Raw genomic sequence first — 19,537 nt, 5'->3', positions numbered from 1 at the left:
CCGCAGGGGGATCACATCTGTGCGGCAGCGGGACCGTAGAAGACGGTGGCGTCGAATTCGCCGACGTTCTCGCCGTGGATCAGGACGGCGTCCTGATACTGGATCTCGGGGATGTCGGCGCCCTCGCCGGACATGATGCGGATCGCATCGCGCACGGCCATCTGACCCATCTGATAGGGGATCTGCGCCATGGTGGCCTGGGTCAGCCCGTCGCGGATCGCGTTCAGCTGGGTCGGGAAGCCGTCGATGCCGACCGAGACCAGATCGTTGCGGCCCGCCTGACGCGCGGCCTTGGCGGCGCCAAGTGACATCGCGTCGCTTTCGGCGAAAACCGCCTTGATGTCGGGATTGGCGGTCAGGATGTTCTGCGTGGCCTTGAAGGCCTCGTTCTCGTCCCAGTTGGCGGATTGGGTCGCGACGACCTCGATGCCGGGGGTGGCCTCCAGTGCCTCGGCGCAGCCTTGGGTGCGCTGCTGCTGCGCGGTCGAGCCAAGCACACCCTTCAGAATGGCGATCTTGCCCTCGTTGCCGATCTGTTCGAACATCCAGGTGCAGAGATCGCGGGCGGCCTTGACGCTGTCGGTCGCGATGAAGGTCTCAAGCTGGCCATCGCCGGATTCGGGGCGCTGATCGACGGCCACGACCGGAACGCCCGCCTGATTGGCCGCACGCACGCCCGCAGCGGCGGCGGTGCTGTCCTGCGAGATGAAGATCAGCGCGCCGATCTGCTGGACCAGCAGGTTGTTCACCTGATCGATCTGCTGGCGGGCATTGTTCGAGGCCGATTGCACGTTCAGGGTATAGCCGGCCTCTTCGGCGGCAGCGCGCATCCCGTCAACGGCGGCGATGTAGAACAGCGACTTCTGGTCGGCCACGGCAACGCCGATCACCGGCTTGCTTTCGGCCAGGGCAAGGGCAGGCAGCATCGCCATCGCACAGGTGGCGCCCATCAGGGCCCCAAGCGCGCGGCGGGTCGTGGGAAGTGACGTCATGACCATTTCTCCTCATCTGGTCCTGCGTGATGGGTGGCGCGGCCTCCGTTCCGCGCCATCCCGGGTGGTTCAGTCGTCGGCGCCCGCCTCGAGCCGGGCGCGAAGCGCCGACAGGAAGGCCGCCGCGCGCGCGCCGTCGACGGCGCGGTGATCGCTGGTCAGGGTGAATTCGGCCATCGGGCGCCATGCAGGTTCGCCCCCGTTCCAGACCTGCCGGTTGAAGGTCCCGCCGACCGCCAGGATGGCGACCTGCGGGGGGTTGATGATGGCGGTGAACCGCGTGACCCCGAACATGCCCAGATTCGAGACCGTGAACGTGCCGCCCATTACCTCGGGGATGGCGATGCGCCCGGCGCGGACCTTGTCCACCAGCGCCTTGCGGCGTTCGGCGATGCCCTGAAGGGTCAGGCTGTCGGCATCGTGGATCACCGGCACGGTCAGACCGCGTTCGGACGCGACGGCAAGGCCCAGATTGACGTTGTCGAACTCGGCCACCGCGCCGTCCTGCCAATGCGCGTTCAGCGAAGGATGCTCGCGCAGCGTCGCCGCGCAATCGGCCAGAACCACGTCGGTCAGCGTAACGCCCGGCGCGCGGCGGGCCATGGCGGCGCTCATGTCCACCTCGACCGTGACCGGGAACATGGGTGCCGCCCAGGCCGCGTTCATCGCGCGGACCATCAGCTTTTCGGTCTTGCCCAGTTCGCGGATGCGCGCCCCGGCCTCGGCGGTGAGGGTCTGGTTCATCCCCGCCCCCTTCAGGCCGCCAGGGCGCGGGCAGCCTTGCCCGCACAGCCATACTGGCGCATCTTGTCGATCGCGGCCTCGATCATGCGGGCGCGGCCCTCGGCCATTGCATCCTCAAGCTGGCGGTCCCCCTGTGCAAAGACCGATTCCAGACCCGCGCGGAAGGCGTGGCGCAGATCGGTGTCGGCGTTGAACTTGTGAACGCCTGCGGCCTTGGCCTCTTGCACTTCGCGGTCGGTCAGACCCGAAGCGCCGTGCAGCACCAGCGGAATGCCGGTCGCGGCCTTGATTTCGCGGATGCGCTGGATGTTGATGGGCTTTTCGGGCAGGCCCGGAATGACGCCATGCACGATCCCGACCGAAATGGCGAGGTAGTCCACGCCGGTTTCGGCGACGAAGCGGCGGGCTTCCTCGACGTCGGTGTAGTAGTCGTCCCAATCGACGTTCTCGCCTGCATCGGGGATCTTGCCCAGCTCGGCCTCGACCGGGATGCCGAAGGCGTGGGCGATCTCGACCACCTTGCGGGTCGTGGCGATGTTCTCCTCAAAGGGCAGATGCGCGCCGTCATACATGACCGAGGTGAAGCCAAGGCGGATCGCCTCCATCACCTCGTCCCACGAGCCGTGATCCAGATGGATCACATAGCGCGCGTTCGAGCGTTCGGCGACGCGGCGGGTCATCTCGAACGCGCGGGCCACGCCCATATGCGGGATGATCGCGCGGCCGACCTGCAGAAAGACCGGGCTGTCGGCGCGTTCGGCGGCCCAGACCAGAGCCTCGGTCGTTTCCTCGTTATGCATGTTGTAGGCGCCGACGGCATAGCCGCCGCGGCGGGCATCCTCGATCAATTGGCGGGGATCGGCCTGTTTGGTCATGGCGGGTTCCTTGTCCTGGATGGTCATTGCGCGGCGACGGTGCGGGCGGGGTCGCATTGGCCCGGCACTTCGAAGCGGCGGATGTATTGGCGGTAATCCTCGACCTCGTGTGCGATGCGGTCGCTGTCCCAGCCCTGATGCGTGGCAAGGATGGCGGCGGCGTGATCGACCACGTTCTGGCCGCAGGTGCTGTTCAGCCCGACCATCACGCGGCGGATCAGAGCATCTGTCAGCGTCCGGCAGAATTCGGTGCGGAAGGTGAATACCAGCTCTGCCCCGATGGCGCCGGTATCGGGATCGAAGGGCACCAGCAGGTCGGGATGCGCGGCGCCGAGGGCAAGAACGTCGCCCGCCCGCGCGCCGTAGATGTTGACCAGACGTTCAACCGTTTCGGGCGCGGCTTCGGTCGTGGCGGACAGCCGGTCGCGATAGGCGGAAAAGTTCTCGACCCGCGCGCCGGGGAACAGCACGCGCGCCGTGCTGCAGGGCGGCGCCTTGCGGCCGAGCCGGGCAAAGATCGCATCCACCGTCTCTTCGGCCAGGCTGCGATAGGTGGTCAGCTTGCCGCCAATGATCGACAGAAGCCCCTGACAGACCGGTGCGTGGTCATGGATCACATGGCTGCGCGGCACGTTCCATTCCGATTTCTCGGGCACATACGGAAGGGGCCGCACGCCGCTATAGGTATAGAGGATGTCCGAGACCTTCAGCTTCGCCGTCGGGATCAGCGCGTTCACCTCGCCCAGCAGGTATTCGACCTCGGACTGGTCGGCGCGGGCGGTATCGGGATCGTCCTCGAACTTCTTGTCGGTCGTGCCGATCAGGTAGCGGCCGCCCCAGGGGATGACCAGAACCAGCCGCCCGTCCACGCGGGATTCGTAGTAGATCACGTCGTCAGGCGCACCGGGGAACGGGTCCAGCACCAGATGGCTGCCCTTGGCGCCGCCAATATGGCGCCGCCCGCCCGATTGCTTGAGCCCGAGGACCGCATCCACCCAGGGACCGGCGGCGTTGACCGCCATTCCGGTGGCCAGGCTGTGGCGCTGGCCGGTGATCTCGTCCACGAAACTGACGCCGGTCAGGCGGTCGCCGTCCTGCAGGAAGCCGTCGACGCGGGAATGGGTGAAGATGTGGCACCCTTCGGCCGCAGCCTGCAATGCGACCTCGGCGCAGAGACGCTCGGACCAGACGACCTGGCCGTCCATGAAGATCGCGCAGCCCTGCAACCCGTCCGGGTCCATTTGGGGAAAGCGTTTCAGCGTCTCGGCGCGCGACAGGGTGCGGTGCGAGGATGTCGTCTTGTCAAAGGACAGCACGTCATAGGCCAGCATGCCAGCGCGCACCGTCCATTTGGACCGCTGATTGTGGCGGTAGAAGGGGATCATCAGCGGCACGGGCTTGACCAGATGCGGGGCCAGCCGGAACAGGCGTTCCCGTTCGCGCAGCGATTCCCGCACCAGAGCGATGTCGCCCTGTTCCAGATAACGCAGCCCGCCATGGATCAGGCGGCCGGACCAGCTGGAGGTGCCGCTGCCGATATCCTCTTTCTCGACAAGCGCGACGCGCAGGCCGCGGGCGGCCGCGTCGCGGGCGATGCCGAGGCCGTTGATGCCGGCCCCGATCACCACGAGGTCATAGGCCGCGCCCGGCGCGGGGCGTTCTTCGTCAGGGATCTGCGCTTTGCTCATGGGTCTGTCGTCCTGGCAACGGAATTGGGGGCGGCGGGGAGGGCGCCGCCCCGCGGGGTCAGGCGTCGGTCTCGATGATGGCGATGACCGTGCGGACCTTGGCTTCCTGTCCTTCGGGGACGAGGATCTCGGTCAGGGTGCCGGAAGCCGGCGATTCCAGTTCCTGCGTGGCCTTTTCGGCCTCGATCTCGGCCAGCGGCTCGTCTTCCTCGACGCGGTCACCGACCTTCTTGAGCCAGCCCGTCACGGTGCCTTCGCTCATGCCCATGCCCCATTGCGGCAGCAGAACTTCGACTTTCATCAACCAACCCTCCGGTTCGTGGTCATCAACTGGTCTGCGCAGACCGCCTCGATGGCGGCGGTGATGCGTTCCTTGGTGGGGAAGATCTGGGATTCCAGCGCGGGGCTGAACGGAACCTGCATGTTCAGCGCGGCGACTCGCTTGATCGGGGCGCGCAGCGCGTGCAGCGCCTCGTCGGCCACCACGGCGGCGATCTCGGCGCCCGCGCCGCACATGCGGTGCGCGGGTTCCGCGATCACCAGACGCCCGGTCTTCAGGACCGACCGCACGATGGACTTGGTGTCCAGCGGAACCAGCGTGCGCGGGTCGATGACCTCGCAGGACACCCCGCGCGCCTCCATCTCTTCAGCGGCCTTCAGCGCCAGAGGCAGCGAGCCCGAGATGCCGACGACGGTGACGTCCGACCCCTCGCGCCGCGTGCGCGCCACCCCGAAGGGAATGCGATACTCGCCGTCCGGCACTTCCTCCTTCTGGCCCCACAGGGGAACGGCCTCGAAGGTCAGGACCGGGTCGTCGCTTTCGATGGCGGTGCGCAGCAGGCCCTTGGCGTCGGCCGCCGAGGCGGGCGCCATGACCTTGAGGCCCGGCACCCCCATGAACATCGGATAGGGGCGGTCGGAATGGTGCGCGCCCGTGTTCAGCCCGTAGAACATGGCCGAGCGGAAGACGACGGGCAGCCGGCTCTGGCCGCCGAACATGTAGCGGTTCTTGGCCGCCTGATTCACGAACTGATCCATCGCCATGTAAAGAAACGACGAATAGGACAGGTCCACGATGGGACGCAGGCCGGTCATGGCGGCGCCGATCGCCGCGCCGACGATCGCCTCTTCCGAGATCGGCGTGTTGCGGATACGCGAGCGGCCGAATTGCTGGACGAAGTCACCCTGTTCGGCGCGCTGCTTGCTGCCGCCGGTCGTGCCGTAGACATTGGCCTCGACATCCTCGCCGATCAGGATGACGCGCGGATCGGCGGCCATGGCTTCCTGCTGGGCGGCGCCGATGGCGCCGATATAGGTCATGACGCTCAAAGCACGTCCTCCAGTTCGTAGGGGTCGGAATAGAGGTCGGCAAAGGCCACCTCGGGCGCGGGATCGGGGCTTTCCATCGTGAAGGTCACGCAATCCTCGACCTCTTGCAGGATCTCGGCCTCGATCTGGTCCATCAGGGCGGCATCGGCATGGCCTGCCGCGATCAGCGCCTCGCGGAACAGGATGATCGGATCGCGCGAGGTCCAGTAGGCGCGTTCATCCGCGTCGCGGTAATCGACGTTGATGCGCAGGCCTTCGGAATGCTCGCGGAAACGATAGGTCATCACCTCGACAAGGCTCGGACCCTCGCCCGAACGGGCGCGCTCGGCAGCCTCGGCCACGGCCTCGTGGACCGCCAGCACGTCCTGGCCGTCCTCGACCCGGATGCCCGGCATCCCGAAGCCCGCGCCACGGTCGCAGATCCGCCCGCCGGTCACGGTATGGGCCGGGGTGGACAAAGCGTAGTGGTTGTTTTCGCACAGGAAGATGACCGGCAGCTTCCAGGCCGAAGCCATGTTCATCGATTCGTAAAGCACGCCCTGATTGGCCGCGCCGTCACCGAAGAAGGTCAGCGCCACGCGGTTCTCGCCCAGCACCTGCGCGGAGAGGCCGGCGCCCACCGCGATGGGGATCGACGACCCGGTAATGCCAGATTCGCCCAGGCTGCCGACCGCGTAATCGGCCAGGTGCAGCGAGCCGCCCTTGCCCTTGCAGACGCCGGTGGCCTTGCCGACCAGCTCGGCCATCAACGGTCCAAGCGGCGAGCCCATCCCGATCGGGTGGCCGTGGCTGCGGTGATTGCCGGTCATGTGGTCGCCCGGACGCAGCGCCATGCACGCACCGACGACCTGGGCCTCTTGGCCGATGCTGGTGTGGACGGTGCCCGGAATGAAGCCGCGCTTGACCATCTTCGATGCGCGCTCGTCAAAATGCCGGATCCGCAACATCCGCCTCTGCATTTCGAGCAGGGTTTCCCGCGGCAGGCTCATGCCATGTTCCATTGGGCCATCCGTTGTTTGATGCTAATGTTCTTATCTCGGCCAAATGTATCAACGGCGGCAGAATCTGGCAAGCCGGCAAACACGCCGCGCCGCAGAGTGCGTAATAAAAACATTCCAAACAGTTACTTGAGCTGTCTGGTGTCGCCCGAAACCTGCGATTGCTGCAGTGCAGCGCGGATAGAATGCCTTGATCGACCTCGCGTCACACTGGACGATTCGATCCCATTGCGGCACATTTGTTCACCAGACACGTAAATCGGAGCGCATCGCATGAAGGATCTGGACAGGAAAGCGACCGATCTGGCGCGCGCCGCCTGGCTCTACTATGTTGAGGAGATGACCCAGAGCCAGATCGCCGACAAGCTGGGGGTCAGCCGCAGCACGGTGATCCGCCTCCTGCAGCGCGCGCGTCAGAGCGGGCTGGTCACGATCTCGCTTGGCGTCGCCTCGGACATGTTCGAGGCCGAGCGCGATCTGGAACGGCTCTACGGGCTGAAAAAGGTGCGGATCGTCCCGGTCGCGGATGACGGTGTGATGCAGCGTCGTTGGCTTGGTCAGGTTGCCGCCGAAACCCTGCAAGAAATGGCACGGAACGATTCCATCATCGCGGTCAGCTGGGGCTCGACCCTGCGGGCGATGGCCGATTCGCTTGGTGGCGACGTATCGGCAACAGGGATGAAGATCGTCGCGCTGATCGGCGGGCTGCACAATGCCGATCAAGGCACCAATCCCTATGAGGTGGCCGAGCTGGTCGGCCAGTTCTTCGGCGCCCCAGCCCGGGCGCTCTATGCCCCTGTCTATGTCCGCAACGCCGAGACCGCAGCGGGCCTGATGAGCGATCCCGGCCTCAGCGAGGCGGTGGACATGGCGCGCCGCGCCTCGCTGGTGGTGTTCAGCGTCGGCTCGCTTTCCGAAGAGGCGACGATGCTGAAACTGGGCTATGTCAACGCGACGGAAAAGGAATTCCTGGAAAGGCAGGGGGCGGTCGCCGATATCGCCTGCCGTTGGACGGATGCGCATGGCAAGCCGGTGCAATTGCCGGCGACGATCAATCCGATCGGCCTGTCACTTGCCGATCTGCGCAACATTCCCGAACGCCTTCTGGTCGCCGGGGGCATGTCCAAGCAGCAGGCGATCCTGGCCAGCCTTCGCGGCGGATACGTCACCCACCTGATCACCGACGAAGAGGTCGCCGCCGCCTTGCTTGAACAGGCGCGGATCGACGGACTATCCGATTGAACCACTTGCACGACGACTGAACATCTGTTTCATTATCCCTTCGAGAGAGGATTTCTGACCGGCCGCACTTTGGCGCGGCGGGCAAGGGAGGACGGATGATACTGGGCATCGACCTTGGGACTTCGATGGTCAAGGCGGCTTTGTTCGGTCGCGACGGGGCCTGCGTATCGGTCGCCTCGCGCCGCAGCAGCCCCACCGCGATGGGCGGCGGCCGAATCGAACAGGATTTCGAAGAGATCGTGACCGCTGTGGGCCAGGTCGTCGCTGAAGCCTGCGCAGGGCACCCCGCCCCCGAGGCGATCGGCCTGACCGGTCAGAGCGACGGCCTGTGGCTGCTTGACCGCAACGGACGCGGCTGCGGCCGGGCGATCTCGTGGCTGGATGATCGCGGAAACCCCTATCTGGAGAAATGGATCGAACGCGGCGTCTTCGAGGCCGTCTTTCGCCGCAACGGCAATGCGATCTTTCCGGGCAGCCACGCGCCGCTGATGGCGGCGCTGACCGACAGCGATCCCGAACGCCTGGCGCGCGCGCACACCGCCAGCTACCTCAAGGACGGCATCCTGCAGCGCCTGACCGGGGTGCGGGTCACGGATGCCTCGGACGCATCGCTGCCCTTCCTGGATGTGGTGTCGCGCGATTACGACCCCGAGATCCTGCGCCTGCTGGGGCTTGAGCATTGCGCCCATCTTCTGGCGCCGGTGATGAAGGCGCCGGGGCAGGCCTTTGGCCTGAACGCAGCGGGTGCCGCGCTGACTGGCTTGCCACAGGGCATACCGGTCCATGCCGGTCCCTTCGATCTGGTGGCCTGCCCCATCGGTGCGGGCGTGCGCCGCCCGGGCGACGGGCTGATCATCATCGGCACCACGCTGGCCTGCGAGGTGTTGGTGGATCGCGTGGACACGACCGGCCCCGCCGTTGGCATGACCCTGTGCATGCCCGAGCGCGACCGCTGGATCCGGTCCATGCCCGCCACGGTCGGCACGGCCACTCTGGACTGGGTTCTCGACCTCGTCGGGGCAAAGCACGGCGACGTGGATGCCCTGCTGGCCGAAAGCAGCCCCGGCGCGCGGGGCGTGACCGCCCTGCCCTTCTTCTCGGCCACAGGCGAGCGCGCACCATTCGTCGATGTGCGCGCGCGGGGGCAGCTGGCCGGGCTTTCCACCGCGACGACGCGGGCCGATCTGGTCCGCTCGGTCTGCGAATCGGTCGCCTACGCCGCGCGGCAATGCATCGAAGCGGCGGGCCTGACCGGCACGCTGTCGGTCTGCGGTGGCGGGTCGAACTCGATCACCTGGTCGCGGATGGTGGCGGATGCGCTGCAACGACCACTGTCCATCGCCCGCAAGCCCGAAGTGGGCGCCCGCGGCGCGGCGATGGTGGCAATGGATGTGGCCGGGATCGACTATGATTTCGACGCATGGACCCGCCCCGAGGGGGTGATCGAGCCGCGCCGGGAACGCGCCGCCCTGCACGAAGCGGGCTTTGCCCATTATCTGGAAACCGTCGAGGCCGCGCGCCATCTGTGGCACAGCCCGCATCGCGCCCGCTCGCATGCACCAAGGCAGGCCATTCCATGCCCCGCGATCTGAGCAATCCCGCCGAGCGTCACCCCGAAAAAGCTCGCCGCGCGCCCGCGCCCCGGCTTCCCAAACCGGACTGGATCCGCGTCAAGGCAAAGGGTGGCGCGCGGCTGAAAGCCACGCAGCAGATCGTCGAGGCGAACGCCCTGACCACCGTCTGCCAAGAGGCCGGATGTCCGAACCTTGGCGAATGCTGGAGCCAGGGCCACGCCACGATGATGATCATGGGCGAAATCTGCACGCGCGGCTGCACCTTCTGCAACGTCGCCACCGGCAAGCCGAACGCCCTGGACGCGTTCGAACCGGGCCGCGTTGCGGATGCGGTGGCAAGGCTCGGCCTGGATCATGTGGTCGTGACCAGCGTGGACCGCGACGATCTGGAGGACGGGGGCGCGGCGCATTTCGCGCAGACGATCCGCGCCATCCGCCACCGCGCGCCTGCGACCAGCATCGAGGTTCTGACGCCCGACTTCCTGAAATGCCGCCCCGAGGCGCTGGAGACCGTGATCGCGGCGCGCCCCGATGTCTTCAACCACAATCTGGAAACCGTGCCGGGCCTCTATGCCGAGGTCCGGCCGGGCGCGCGCTATTTCCACTCGCTGCGGCTGTTGCAGCGCGCGAAAGAGCTTGATCCGACGATCTTCACCAAGTCTGGCCTCATGGTCGGTCTGGGCGAGACGCGGCAGCAGGTCCTGCAGGTCATGGACGACATGCGCGCCGCCGATATCGATTTCCTGACCATTGGCCAATACCTGCAACCGACCCCGCGCCACCACGCAGTCGCGCGCTATGTCCATCCCGACGAGTTCGCCGCGTATGAGACGGCGGCCCTTGGCAAGGGGTTCCTGGTCGTCTCGGCCTCGCCGCTGACGCGGTCAAGCCACCATGCGGGCGCTGATTTCCGCAGGCTTCAGGCCGCCCGCCAGACGCGGGGCTGACGCAGGGCGCCGATGCAAAAGGCCCGCCGCGTGGCAACGCGGCGGGCCTTTCCTTTGCAGGGGCCGCGCTACTTGATCACCACGCCGCGCGTGCGGGTCGTGGTCAGGGCGACGACGACGATGATGAACAGGCCATAGACCAGGCTCTGCGATTGCGCGCTGACGCCAAGCGCCTGGATCGCGACCGGCACGAAGGCCACGGTCAGCGCGCCGAAGACCACGTTGATCGGGTTCGTCTGCCCGCCCGAGATCGAGGTGCCGCCCACCAGCGCCGCCGCGATCCCCGGCAGCAGCAGCGCGCTGCCCAACCCGCTGGCCGAGGCCGAGCCAGCCTGTGCGAGGATCGCCAGCCCCGCCAGCCCGCCCAGAAAGCCAGACAGGGCGAAGGCGATGATCCGCACCCGGCGCGCGGGAACCGCCGACAGGATCGCGGCCTTCTCGTTGCGCCCCATCGCGGTCATGTGCTGGCCCAGCAGCGTCAGGCGCAGAAGCCCCCAGCACAGGATCGCGGCCGCGATGCCCAGCCAGAAGGTCAGCGGAACATGCGCGATATTGGTCTGGAACAGCACCGAGACCAGTTCCCGGTTCTGGCCCAGATAGATCGTCTGCGACCCGGTCGAGACCAGGGCGGCCGTCTGCAGGATGCCAAGCGTGCCAAGCGTCAGCGCGAAGGACGGCACCTGCGCATAGGCCACGATGGCGCCGTTGACCGCGCCGATCAGCGTCACCAGCGCAAGAATGCCGACGATCCCCCAGATGCCGTGAGAGGGCAGCGTCATCGCCAGAAGGATCGTGCCCAACAGGCTGATCGCCGCGTTCGACAGGTCGATCGAGCCGATGTTCAGCACCATCGCCTGACCAAGCGCGATCAACAGGATCGGCGCCGCCGTCGCCGCCACGATCGAGATGCCGAACGGGCTGAGATAGTTCGGATTGAGCACCGACACTGCCAGCAGCATGGCCAGCAGCACGAATGGCGGCGCGATCAGATGCCACGAGGCCAGCCGGGCCGCACGGCGCATCGGCCCCGAAGCCAGCTGCGCAAGAGGGGCATTGGATAGGGTCATCAGGGGTTCGCCTCGGTCGGTCATACCATCTCTGCCACGATTTGCTGGATTGAAACTTGCGCGCCCGCGGCCAGATCGTGCCGCGCCGACAGCCGGCCATCCCGCATCACCAGGATTTCGTCGGCCAGGTCCAGCGCCTCTTCGATCGTGTCGGGGATCAGCACGACGGCGGCCCCCCGGTCACAGGCGGCGCGGATCTGGTCGTTGACGATCCGTGCCGCGCCCACATCCAGACCCCGCAGCGGGTGGTCCAGCAGCAGGACGCGCAGCGAAGGGGCGTTCAGCCATTTCGCCATCACGACCTTTTGCTGGTTGCCGCCCGAAAACTGGATCAGCGGGGCATTGATATCGTTCGGGCGAACTTCGAGCCGGTCGAACCAGGCCTGCGCCATCCGCGCCAGCTTGCGCGGGCGAAGGAAGGGACCGAAAGCGGCCTCGCCCGGGTGGGTCAGTGCGATATTGCGCGCGGCGGACAGGCCCGCGACCATGCCCTCGGTCTTGCGCTCGGCAGGGACATAGGCCAGCCCCGCGCGCACCGCGCGGCGGATCGACCAGCGGCGCACCGGGCTGCCGTCCAGGCGGATCGTGCCCGCGTCATGGCGTTCGGCGCCGTAGAGGCCGCGCATCAGCGCCTCGCATCCCGCGCCGTTCGATCCGACCAGCGCAAGGATCTGACCGGGACGGACGGCAAAGGACATGCCTTCGTAGTGGCCGCTGCGGGCCAGCCCCTCGACCTGAAGGGCGGGCCTCGCCGTCGTGGGGCTGGGTGCCGTGCGGGCAGGCCGCGCCTGGTGATCGTCATCGACCATGGCGCGGAACAGGTCGGCCTTGGTCACATCCGCGATGGCGCGATCGCTGGCCAGCCGCCCGCTGCGCATCACGATGACGCGGTCGCAGATACGCATGATCTCGTCCAGACGGTGCGAGACGAAAATGACGCTGGCAAAGTCGCGCAGCTTGCGGATCTCGCGTTCCAGGATCTCGGTCTCGGCCTGTTCCAGAACGGCGGTCGGCTCGTCCAGGATGACCAGCGGCGTCGCGCCCTCGCCCGGGTCGATGCAGACGGCGCGCGCGATCTCGACCATCTGGCGGTCGATGAAGGACAGATCGCCGACGATGGCCGAGGGCGACAGCGACACGCCGATCTTGGCCAGCGCCGCGGCGGCCTGCCGGTTGATGCGCGCCCAATCCTGGATGCCCAGACGGGCCAGCCCGCCCCGCGACGAACTGTGCTGGTCGATATTCTCGGCGATGGTCAGGTTGGTGAACAGCGACTGTTCCTGATGGACCACGCCCACCCCGGCGCGCAGCGCATCCTTGGGGCCGCGAAAGCGGGCGGGCTTGCCGTTGATCTCCATCACGCCGCTATCGGGTTGCTCGATCCCGGCGAGGATCTTCAGCAGGGTCGATTTGCCGGCGCCGTTCTCGCCGATCAGGCCGACGACCTCGCCGCGGCGGATCTCCAGCGACACCTGATCGACGGCCTTGACCGGGCCGAAGGCGCGGCTGATGCGGTCGAGACGCAGGACGGGGGGATGGGTCATGGTCATTTCTCCACCTTGAGGCGGCTGCGCTGCGGCCAGCCGACGGCGATGATGGCGACGACCAGGATCGCGCCGAAGACGCCCGACTGGTAGTTCGGGTCAACGCCCGCCAGAACCAGCCCGTTGTTCAACAGGATCAGCAGCAGCACCCCGAGCGCCGAGCGCATCACGCCCCCCTCGCCGCCGCCAAGCGCGGTTCCGGCGATAACCGCCGCGGGGATCACGGTGAACAGCTGCCCCGATCCGATATCGGGCGAGCCCGAGCCAAGCTGCATCGTCGCAAGGATGCCCGCCAGCCCGCTGAGCAGCCCCGCAATGGCGAAGGCCGCCACCTTGATCGCGCCGACCGGCAGGCCCATCGCGCCCGCGATCACCTCGTTGTTGCCGATGGCAAGGATGCCGCGCCCCAGCCGGGTGTGGTTCATCACCAGAAGCCCCAGCACCAGCGCGGCCGCCGCCAGCCAGAAGGCGTTCGGCACGCCAAGCGTCAGCCGGGTGGGCCAGCGGGCCAGCGTTTCGCTGGTCAGGCTGGGCAACATGCCGTTTCCGTAAAGCAGGATGCCGACGCCAAGCCCGATATACCATGTGCCAAGCGTAACCACGAAGGACGGCACCTTCAGCCGCGCATGGACCAGCCCGGCCAACAGCCCCAACCCCAGCCCAAGCCCAAGCGCTATCACGAAGGCCCAAGGCCCAAGATCCAGCGCGATGCGGCTGTTCGGGGACATCAGGATCCAGGCCATGCCGGACGCGCCCATCACGCCCTGCACCGACAGATCGATCGAGCCCATCTGGATCACCATCGTCGTGCCGACCACGATAATCAACGGCACGGCCAGCTGATAGAGGACGTTCTGCAGGTTTTCGATGCTGCCGAAACGCGGATTGAGCAAGCTGAACACCACGATCATCACAAGGATCGCGGCGACGAGGCCCCAAGGGCCCTTGCAGAGGGTCTCGATCCCCGCACGCAACGGCGGGGTCAGGCCCGGTCGCATCGCGGCGGGCGTGTCGGGATGGCGGGACAGGCTGGACATGCGGTTCCTCGCGGCGGGCTTTGGGGGAATGCCCGGCCGGATGACCGGCCGGGCGGGTCTTGATGGATCAGCTGCCCGGCAGGACCTCGACGCCGCCGCCGACCAGCGGCATCGGCTCGGCCGCCCAGGGGCCGCTGGCGATCAGGTTCTCGACAAAGGCAGCCGGGGCGCCCGGCTCGTCATATTTCAGGTACTGGCCGATATTGTCGGGGGTGACGCAGCTCAGCGCGAACAGGCTTTCACGCTTGTCCTCGGGCAGTTCGCTCGGGGTGATCTCGCCGGTCGCGGCCAGATAGGCGGTGTAAAGCCCGACCGCCGAGGCCATGTAGCCGCGATGGAAGGTCTCGCCCACGATGGCATTGCCGCCGCGGCCCGACTGGATGTCCTCGAGCGTCTTGGGATACAGCCCGTCCGAGGCGAACTTGACCTGCTCCAGCAGACCCGCATTCTCGAAGACCTGCATGGCGCCGATCTGCATGGCGTCATCCGCGCTCCAGACCGCGTCGATCTGGTCGCCGTATTTCACGATCAGGTCCTGCGCGTTACGGGCGGCGATCTGCGGGTCCCAGTTCGACGGACGCTCTTCGAGGATGGTGATGCCGGGGAAGTTCTCGGCAATCTCGGCGCGGAAGCCCGCCACGCGGGTCTGGCTGGTGGTGCTGTCCTGCACGCCGGGCAGCAGCACGACATTGCCCTGACCCTCCAGCGCCCCGGCGATGGCCTGCGCGCCGCAGCGGCCCGAGGACACGCCCGGATGCTTCTGGAAGGCGACGAAGTGATCGCCCACGTTCCAGGGCTTGTAATCGTCGGGCTTGTTCCACCAGATCGTGACGTGACCGCCCGCGCGGCCCACCGCATCAACGATCGTTGGCGCGTCCGAGGACGACACCGTGTTCACGAACATGATCGGCTTCTTGCCGCTGGCCAGGATCGCCATGATGTTCGAGATCCCCTCTTGCGAGGAATTGTTCGAGTTCACGATCTCGAGCTTGATGCCCAGATGGTCGGCCAGCGCCTGCGCCCCCTCGATGTTCGAGATCATGTAGGGGTTCGTGGTGTTGATGACCGAGACGACCATCACCCATTCCTCGGGCGAAAAGCCCTCGGGCGCGGCCTCTGCCGACAGGCCCAGACCGGCGGCCAGGATCGCGGCCAGTGCGGTGGTGCCAAGGCGGCGGCGCAGCCAATCGTGTTTCGTGTCGTTACGCATGTTTATCTCCTCCTGTTGGTGACGTGTCGTTTTGCTGGCTGTGGTCAGCGCAGTCCGGCAAAGAAGCTGCGGACGTCGCCGACGAACAGATCGGGGACTTCCAGCGGCGCGAAATGACCGCCCTGGTCATGGACGCGGTATTGCTGGAGGTTGAAGTATTTCTGCGTCCAGCTGAGCGGCGGCTTGTAGATCTCGCCCGGAAAGATCGAGACCGCGCTCGGGACGCCCACGACCGGGAAACGGTCATGGCTGGGGGTCCAGGGATTGCCGCGGCATTCCCAGTAATAGCGGCAGGACGTGCCACCCGTGCCGGTCAGGAAATAGACCGCCGCGGTCGTGACCAGGTCCTCCTTGGGCCAGACCTTCTCGAAGGCATCGGTACCGACGCCGCGTTCGGCAAGGCCCCAGAAATAGCGCTTTTCGGTGATCCAGGCCAACTGACCCGCCGGGCTGTCGGCGACCAGGGCGGCCAGCGTCTGCGGCTTGGTCAGCTGCAATTCGCCATAGCCGCTTTCGCGTTCCACGAACAGCTTGCCGCGTTCGAACCAGCCCGCCTCTTCGGCGCTGTATTCACTGGCGGCGGGCAGACCCAGGATCGGGTCATAGGCCACACCTTCGGGCTGGTCGGGATGGGCGGGCAGGTAATGGCTCATCTGCGCGGGGAAATGCGTATAGACGCCGATCACGTCGCGCTCGTATTTGTGGCCGTGCTGCTGGGCGATCAGCGCGCCCCAGTCGCCGCCCGCCGTCGCATAGCGCGAATAGCCCAGCACCTGCGTCATCAGCGTGTTTTCCAGATCCGCCGTGCGCCAGAAGTTCCAGCCCGTGTCCCGCAGGGGCGAGCTGAACCCATAGCCCGGCAACGAGATCAGCACGACGTCGAAACTGTCCTCGGCCCGGCCGCCATGGGCTTCGGGGTCGGTCAGCGGGCCGATCACCTTGCGCAGATCCCAGAAGGTCCAGGGCCAGCCATGATGCAGCAGCAGCGGCATCGGGTTGGGGCCCTTGCCCTTGACGTGGATGAAATGCAGCGGCACGCCCATCAGGTCGATCCTGAACTGCGGCAGCTGGTTCATCCGCGCCTCGACATCGCGCCAGTCGTATTCGTTGATCCAGTAATCGACCAGTTCGCGGTGATAGGCGGTGTTGTAACCGTATCGCCAGTCGTCGTTTGCGTAATCGTCGGGAAAGCGCGTGCGCTTGAGCCGCGCCATCATGTCGTCGAGCTGTTCGTCCGGGATACGGATTTCGAACGGCGTGAGGTTTCCGTCGAGGGCCATGCGGCATCCTCCCTGTCAGATGGGTGTCGGTTTGCGGGTGGTGTCAGGCGTCGGTCAGTCGCGCAGCGCGCGCATCACGTCCTTGATCAGCGGCCAGACGCGGGCGGCCGAGGCGTGGTCCATGCTTTCCTTGGGGGAATGCAGATCGAACAGGTTCGTGCCGATCCCGATCGTGTCGAGGCCCGGAATGCGCTGTGTGAACATGCCCAGTTCCAGGCTGCAGACCGAGACCAGCACATCTGGCTGGCGGCCCATCACGCGGGCATAGCTGTCCTTGGCGATGGCCAGCATCCGCGATTGCGGGTTCCAGGGGAATTCCGGCGCGTCGAGGCCGATCTGCTTCGCGCGCACCCCCTCGCCCGCCATCTCGGCAATCAGCATCAGCTGATCCAGAACAGCATGCTTGCGCGAGGTGACAGCGCTGGTGATGGTCGAGGTGATCTCGACCCCTTCATGGGTCGTCACCATCAGGCCGATATTGTTCGAGGTCTCCCAATTGCCGGGAACCTCCAGGTTCTGGGTCTGCACCCCGTCGGGAAGAAGCAGCATGACCTGCACCAGCCTTGCCGCGGCGCGGGCCGAAAAGACGCGTTCGGGGGCGGCGTCCGACCGCGCGACCGTGATCCGCATGTCGGGATCGGCGCGCTTGAATTCGGCGCGCAGATCGGCAGCCAGCGTTTCAATCGCGGCCAGCACCGCGTCGGCCTGATCGGGATGCAGGCGGATCAGGGCGGCGGCCTCGGCGGGGATGACGTTGTTCTGTACGCCACCCGATACGCGGGCGATCTCGACCGGGGCGGTCTGCATCGCACGGCGCAGCAGGCGACCCAGTGCGACGATGGCGTTGGCGCGCTCGAAATGGATGTCGAATTCGCAGTGTCCGCCCAGAAGGCCACCGATCTCGATCCGGTAGGCAAGCAGCCCTTGGGCCGGAGCGGTCCAGTCGGCGTCGATGTCGATGCGGCAGGACACATCGCCCGAGCAGCCTGCAAGAAGCTGCTTTTCCTCGATCCAGTTGAAATCGATCATCCGCTTGCCGGACAGCAGGGCCAGATCGACACCGTCGCCGCCGACCTTGCCCATCTCTTCCATCGCTGTCATCACGCATTCCAGCGGCGGATGGGCAATGTCGGAGCTGTCCAGAAGCGCCAGCATATAGGCGATGCCAAGGCCGTTATCGGCGCCAAGCGTGGTGCCTTCGGCCCTGATACGGTCGCCGTCCAGTTTCAGCCTGACGCCCTTGGTAAAATCATGGATGACGCCCTCGTCGGTCTTGCAGACCATGTCCAGATGTCCGTGCAGGATCACCGTGGGCGACGCCTCGTAGCCGGACGTGCCGGGCTTTTTCACGATGATGTTCTGCAATTCGTCGCGGTGATGCTCCAGCCCGCGCGCGGCGGCGAAGTCTGCGACGTAATCGGCCGCGTCCTTTTCATGGCGCGAACAGCGGTGCCGGCTGCTCAGTTCCTCAAAGAAGAACATGACCTCGCGCGGCTCAATATCGGCCAGCACGCGTCTATTGGCCGTCGACGCTTCGCGTTCCTTGACCGAAAGATCCATTCTCAAACCTCCCTTGGCGCTTCGCTTGCCGCGATGCGCGTCGCATCCGCCGCGGTCACCCCGCCCTCCTCGCGTGGCAACCTGAAGCTGAACTGCTAATGTGGAGCAGATGTTCAGCTACACGTCATTTATATCACAAGGGTTTCGACCTTGGCAATCTTCTGTTACCGCCGCGTTGCAGCAGCGTAATTTCATTTATGCGTAGATGCTTGTGGGCATAAGTATAGCTTGAAGCGCCCGGTTTCTGCGCTTGCATCGAAAATCAGGTGCCGTTCGAAAAGCCGCAGATTCGGCAGTTTTGCGACAAAGGTCTCTGCGGGTGGACCTGCGCGGAACCACGAAGCGCGCTGCCGCAGTACCGGGCTGATGCAGAGACCGAGGCGGATGCAACGACCCCTACGGGGGCATGACGGATCAGATCTTGGCAGGTTAAAATCCGTTCTAGGTTCCAATCCCGGAGCTGGTTGGTTTTGAAGGACGATGCAACGTCTAAAAATGTAACTTTCTAGGCTCTACCGAGGATCAACCCGGCGCAGTCAATCAACGTCACCGGCGCTTCAACGCGTCTGCTAGGCCCCCTCCAAGCGCTCCTAAGGCATCGCCGCATCCGCTCGTCGCGCCGCGCCAAAGGGCCTTTTTCCTAACGTTTACTGGCCCGTGGCAGCACTTCGCGTATCTTCGGGCCGCTTCGCACTTCCCTGCAGATATCTCTGTCCCGTTACAGTTTGCGCTTTTCTCAGGCCGGGCGATGGGGTATGCGGCACGCGTCGGGCAAAGCGTCGCTTGGTAACGCGACGGCTTTGGGTAGCGCGAGCCTGACTGCCGAAAGGCGTTGTAGATCATAGCTGTAGCCGCCACAAGCGCGGTCGGTTTGCAGTTCGGGTCACACGCGCCCCCTCGGTAAAGGAATCGGAGTGTAGCGCAGTCTGGTAGCGCGCCTGGTTTGGGACCAGGATGTCGGGGGTTCGAATCCCTCCACTCCGACCACCTTTCCTCGAAACTCCGCTGAATGGTCAAAGGTCGCGATCCTCGGTCCTTGTCAGACGCATCGCGCCCTCACCGTCGGCGTCCGGGAAGTGTGAGCAGAGCCCGCATGCCACCGAACCTTTTGCCCTCCGGTGCTTTTCTCCCCCAGCTTCGACCGCCCAAATGAACCGCGCCGGGTTTTCCGGAGGCTGATTGGGATTATTTACGCGGCCATGTTTTCAGCTTCCAGAGCGGCGTAGAAGTTTGCCTCCGCTTCGGCCGGCGGGATGTTCCCGTTCGGCTCGAGCAGGCGGCGGTTGTTGAACCAGTCTACCCATTCGAGGGTGGCATATTCGACAGCCTCGAAGTTGCGCCACGGTCCACGACGGTGAATGACCTCGGCCTTGAACAGGCCATTGATCGTCTCCGCCAAGGCATTGTCGTAGCTATCGCCGACACTGCCGACGGAAGGTTCGATGCCGGG

At 65.9% G+C, this 19,537-nt stretch carries 17 protein-coding genes and 1 tRNA gene; 4 read left to right on the top strand and 14 right to left on the bottom strand.

The features are described 5' to 3' along the window. Positions 1-11: 11 nt before the first annotated feature. The 7 genes from ACTZWU_RS15965 to ACTZWU_RS15935 form a co-directional block, all read right to left on the bottom strand. Positions 12-992, bottom strand: coding sequence for a substrate-binding domain-containing protein (locus tag ACTZWU_RS15965; protein ID WP_444738354.1), 981 nt, complete (start codon positions 990-992; stop codon positions 12-14). 69 nt (positions 993-1,061) lie between these two features. Further along, complete coding sequence (locus ACTZWU_RS15960) at positions 1,062-1,736, bottom strand: 2-oxo acid dehydrogenase subunit E2 (protein ID WP_444738353.1); 675 nt, start codon at positions 1,734-1,736, stop codon at positions 1,062-1,064. 11 nt (positions 1,737-1,747) lie between these two features. Further along, on the bottom strand, positions 1,748-2,611 hold the full coding sequence (locus ACTZWU_RS15955) for a class II fructose-bisphosphate aldolase (RefSeq protein ID WP_444738352.1): 864 nt from the start codon (positions 2,609-2,611) through the stop codon (positions 1,748-1,750). Between the two features lie 23 nt (positions 2,612-2,634). Beyond that, complete coding sequence (locus ACTZWU_RS15950; protein WP_444738351.1) at positions 2,635-4,299, bottom strand: FAD-dependent oxidoreductase; 1,665 nt, start codon at positions 4,297-4,299, stop codon at positions 2,635-2,637. 58 nt (positions 4,300-4,357) lie between these two features. Continuing rightward, entirely contained in the window at positions 4,358-4,600 is a 243-nt protein-coding gene (locus ACTZWU_RS15945; protein ID WP_444738350.1) for a biotin/lipoyl-containing protein, read from the bottom strand. Beyond that, positions 4,600-5,619 (bottom strand): alpha-ketoacid dehydrogenase subunit beta, encoded by a 1,020-nt coding sequence (locus ACTZWU_RS15940; protein WP_444738360.1) that lies wholly within the window; start codon positions 5,617-5,619, stop codon positions 4,600-4,602. The genes ACTZWU_RS15945 and ACTZWU_RS15940 overlap by 1 nt, the downstream gene beginning before the upstream one ends. 5 nt (positions 5,620-5,624) lie before the next feature. Next, positions 5,625-6,617, bottom strand: a complete 993-nt coding sequence (locus ACTZWU_RS15935; protein ID WP_444738349.1) for a thiamine pyrophosphate-dependent dehydrogenase E1 component subunit alpha — start codon at positions 6,615-6,617, stop codon at positions 5,625-5,627. A 282-nt stretch (positions 6,618-6,899) separates the two neighbouring features. On the opposite strand from ACTZWU_RS15935, the gene ACTZWU_RS15930 reads away from it, so the two are divergent. The 3 genes from ACTZWU_RS15930 to lipA all read left to right on the top strand — a co-directional run bounded on the left by ACTZWU_RS15930 (position 6,900) and on the right by lipA (position 10,389). Further along, a complete protein-coding gene (locus ACTZWU_RS15930; protein ID WP_444738348.1) occupies positions 6,900-7,868 on the top strand; it encodes a sugar-binding transcriptional regulator in 969 nt (322 codons plus the stop codon). Positions 7,869-7,963: 95 nt separating this feature from the next. Further along, positions 7,964-9,460 carry an FGGY family carbohydrate kinase gene (locus ACTZWU_RS15925; protein WP_444738347.1) on the top strand — a complete coding sequence of 499 codons (1,497 nt, stop codon included), beginning with the start codon at positions 7,964-7,966 and terminating at the stop codon, positions 9,458-9,460. Next, entirely contained in the window at positions 9,445-10,389 is a 945-nt protein-coding gene (gene lipA / locus ACTZWU_RS15920; protein WP_444738346.1) for a lipoyl synthase, read from the top strand. Before ACTZWU_RS15925 ends, lipA begins: the two co-directional genes overlap by 16 nt. Positions 10,390-10,457: 68 nt before the next feature. Here lipA and ACTZWU_RS15915 read toward each other — a convergent pair whose 3' ends face one another. From ACTZWU_RS15915 to pepD, 6 genes are all read right to left on the bottom strand, one after another. Beyond that, the gene (locus tag ACTZWU_RS15915) at positions 10,458-11,456 is read right to left on the bottom strand and encodes an ABC transporter permease (RefSeq protein WP_444738345.1); all 999 of its coding nucleotides are present in this window, start codon (positions 11,454-11,456) and stop codon (positions 10,458-10,460) included. A 20-nt stretch (positions 11,457-11,476) separates the two neighbouring features. Further along, entirely contained in the window at positions 11,477-13,006 is a 1,530-nt protein-coding gene (locus ACTZWU_RS15910) for a sugar ABC transporter ATP-binding protein (RefSeq protein WP_444738344.1), read from the bottom strand. Beyond that, complete coding sequence (locus tag ACTZWU_RS15905) at positions 13,003-14,037, bottom strand: ABC transporter permease (RefSeq protein WP_444738343.1); 1,035 nt, start codon at positions 14,035-14,037, stop codon at positions 13,003-13,005. The genes ACTZWU_RS15910 and ACTZWU_RS15905 overlap by 4 nt, the downstream gene beginning before the upstream one ends. 67 nt (positions 14,038-14,104) lie before the next feature. Beyond that, the gene (locus tag ACTZWU_RS15900) at positions 14,105-15,247 is read right to left on the bottom strand and encodes a sugar ABC transporter substrate-binding protein (protein ID WP_444738342.1); all 1,143 of its coding nucleotides are present in this window, start codon (positions 15,245-15,247) and stop codon (positions 14,105-14,107) included. A gap of 44 nt (positions 15,248-15,291) precedes the next feature. Next, positions 15,292-16,527 carry an epoxide hydrolase family protein gene (locus ACTZWU_RS15895; protein ID WP_444738341.1) on the bottom strand — a complete coding sequence of 412 codons (1,236 nt, stop codon included), beginning with the start codon at positions 16,525-16,527 and terminating at the stop codon, positions 15,292-15,294. Between the two features lie 54 nt (positions 16,528-16,581). Next, the gene (gene pepD, locus ACTZWU_RS15890) at positions 16,582-18,087 is read right to left on the bottom strand and encodes a beta-Ala-His dipeptidase (RefSeq protein WP_444738340.1); all 1,506 of its coding nucleotides are present in this window, start codon (positions 18,085-18,087) and stop codon (positions 16,582-16,584) included. Between the two features lie 910 nt (positions 18,088-18,997). On the opposite strand from pepD, the gene ACTZWU_RS15885 reads away from it, so the two are divergent. Then, positions 18,998-19,074, top strand: a tRNA-Pro gene (locus tag ACTZWU_RS15885). Positions 19,075-19,276: 202 nt separating this feature from the next. Here the strand turns inward: ACTZWU_RS15885 and ACTZWU_RS15880 are convergent. Next, a partial coding sequence (locus ACTZWU_RS15880) for an integrase core domain-containing protein (RefSeq protein WP_444738339.1) occupies positions 19,277-19,537 on the bottom strand: 261 nt, incomplete at its 5' end.

This window comes from Paracoccus sp. NSM, from assembly GCF_052379855.1.
Classification (GTDB): domain Bacteria; phylum Pseudomonadota; class Alphaproteobacteria; order Rhodobacterales; family Rhodobacteraceae; genus Paracoccus.
This window is presented reverse-complemented; position numbering and strand designations above follow the sequence as displayed.

What these genes read in the sequence shown, in the direction of transcription:
- ACTZWU_RS15905 (WP_444738343.1), bottom strand. Translation starts at nt 14,037, where the DNA reads ATGTCCAGCCTGTCCCGCCATCCCGACACGCCCGCCGCGATGCGACCG.
- ACTZWU_RS15935 (WP_444738349.1), bottom strand. Translation starts at nt 6,617, where the DNA reads ATGAGCCTGCCGCGGGAAACCCTGCTCGAAATGCAGAGGCGGATGTTG.
- ACTZWU_RS15960 (WP_444738353.1), bottom strand. Translation starts at nt 1,736, where the DNA reads ATGAACCAGACCCTCACCGCCGAGGCCGGGGCGCGCATCCGCGAACTG.
- ACTZWU_RS15900 (WP_444738342.1), bottom strand. Translation starts at nt 15,247, where the DNA reads ATGCGTAACGACACGAAACACGATTGGCTGCGCCGCCGCCTTGGCACC.
- ACTZWU_RS15965 (WP_444738354.1), bottom strand. Translation starts at nt 992, where the DNA reads ATGACGTCACTTCCCACGACCCGCCGCGCGCTTGGGGCCCTGATGGGC.
- ACTZWU_RS15910 (WP_444738344.1), bottom strand. Translation starts at nt 13,006, where the DNA reads ATGACCATGACCCATCCCCCCGTCCTGCGTCTCGACCGCATCAGCCGC.
- ACTZWU_RS15955 (WP_444738352.1), bottom strand. Translation starts at nt 2,611, where the DNA reads ATGACCAAACAGGCCGATCCCCGCCAATTGATCGAGGATGCCCGCCGC.
- lipA (WP_444738346.1), top strand. Translation starts at nt 9,445, where the DNA reads ATGCCCCGCGATCTGAGCAATCCCGCCGAGCGTCACCCCGAAAAAGCT.
- ACTZWU_RS15930 (WP_444738348.1), top strand. Translation starts at nt 6,900, where the DNA reads ATGAAGGATCTGGACAGGAAAGCGACCGATCTGGCGCGCGCCGCCTGG.
- ACTZWU_RS15895 (WP_444738341.1), bottom strand. Translation starts at nt 16,527, where the DNA reads ATGGCCCTCGACGGAAACCTCACGCCGTTCGAAATCCGTATCCCGGAC.
- ACTZWU_RS15945 (WP_444738350.1), bottom strand. Translation starts at nt 4,600, where the DNA reads ATGAAAGTCGAAGTTCTGCTGCCGCAATGGGGCATGGGCATGAGCGAA.
- pepD (WP_444738340.1), bottom strand. Translation starts at nt 18,087, where the DNA reads ATGGATCTTTCGGTCAAGGAACGCGAAGCGTCGACGGCCAATAGACGC.
- ACTZWU_RS15950 (WP_444738351.1), bottom strand. Translation starts at nt 4,299, where the DNA reads ATGAGCAAAGCGCAGATCCCTGACGAAGAACGCCCCGCGCCGGGCGCG.
- ACTZWU_RS15940 (WP_444738360.1), bottom strand. Translation starts at nt 5,619, where the DNA reads ATGACCTATATCGGCGCCATCGGCGCCGCCCAGCAGGAAGCCATGGCC.
- ACTZWU_RS15915 (WP_444738345.1), bottom strand. Translation starts at nt 11,456, where the DNA reads ATGACCCTATCCAATGCCCCTCTTGCGCAGCTGGCTTCGGGGCCGATG.
- ACTZWU_RS15925 (WP_444738347.1), top strand. Translation starts at nt 7,964, where the DNA reads ATGATACTGGGCATCGACCTTGGGACTTCGATGGTCAAGGCGGCTTTG.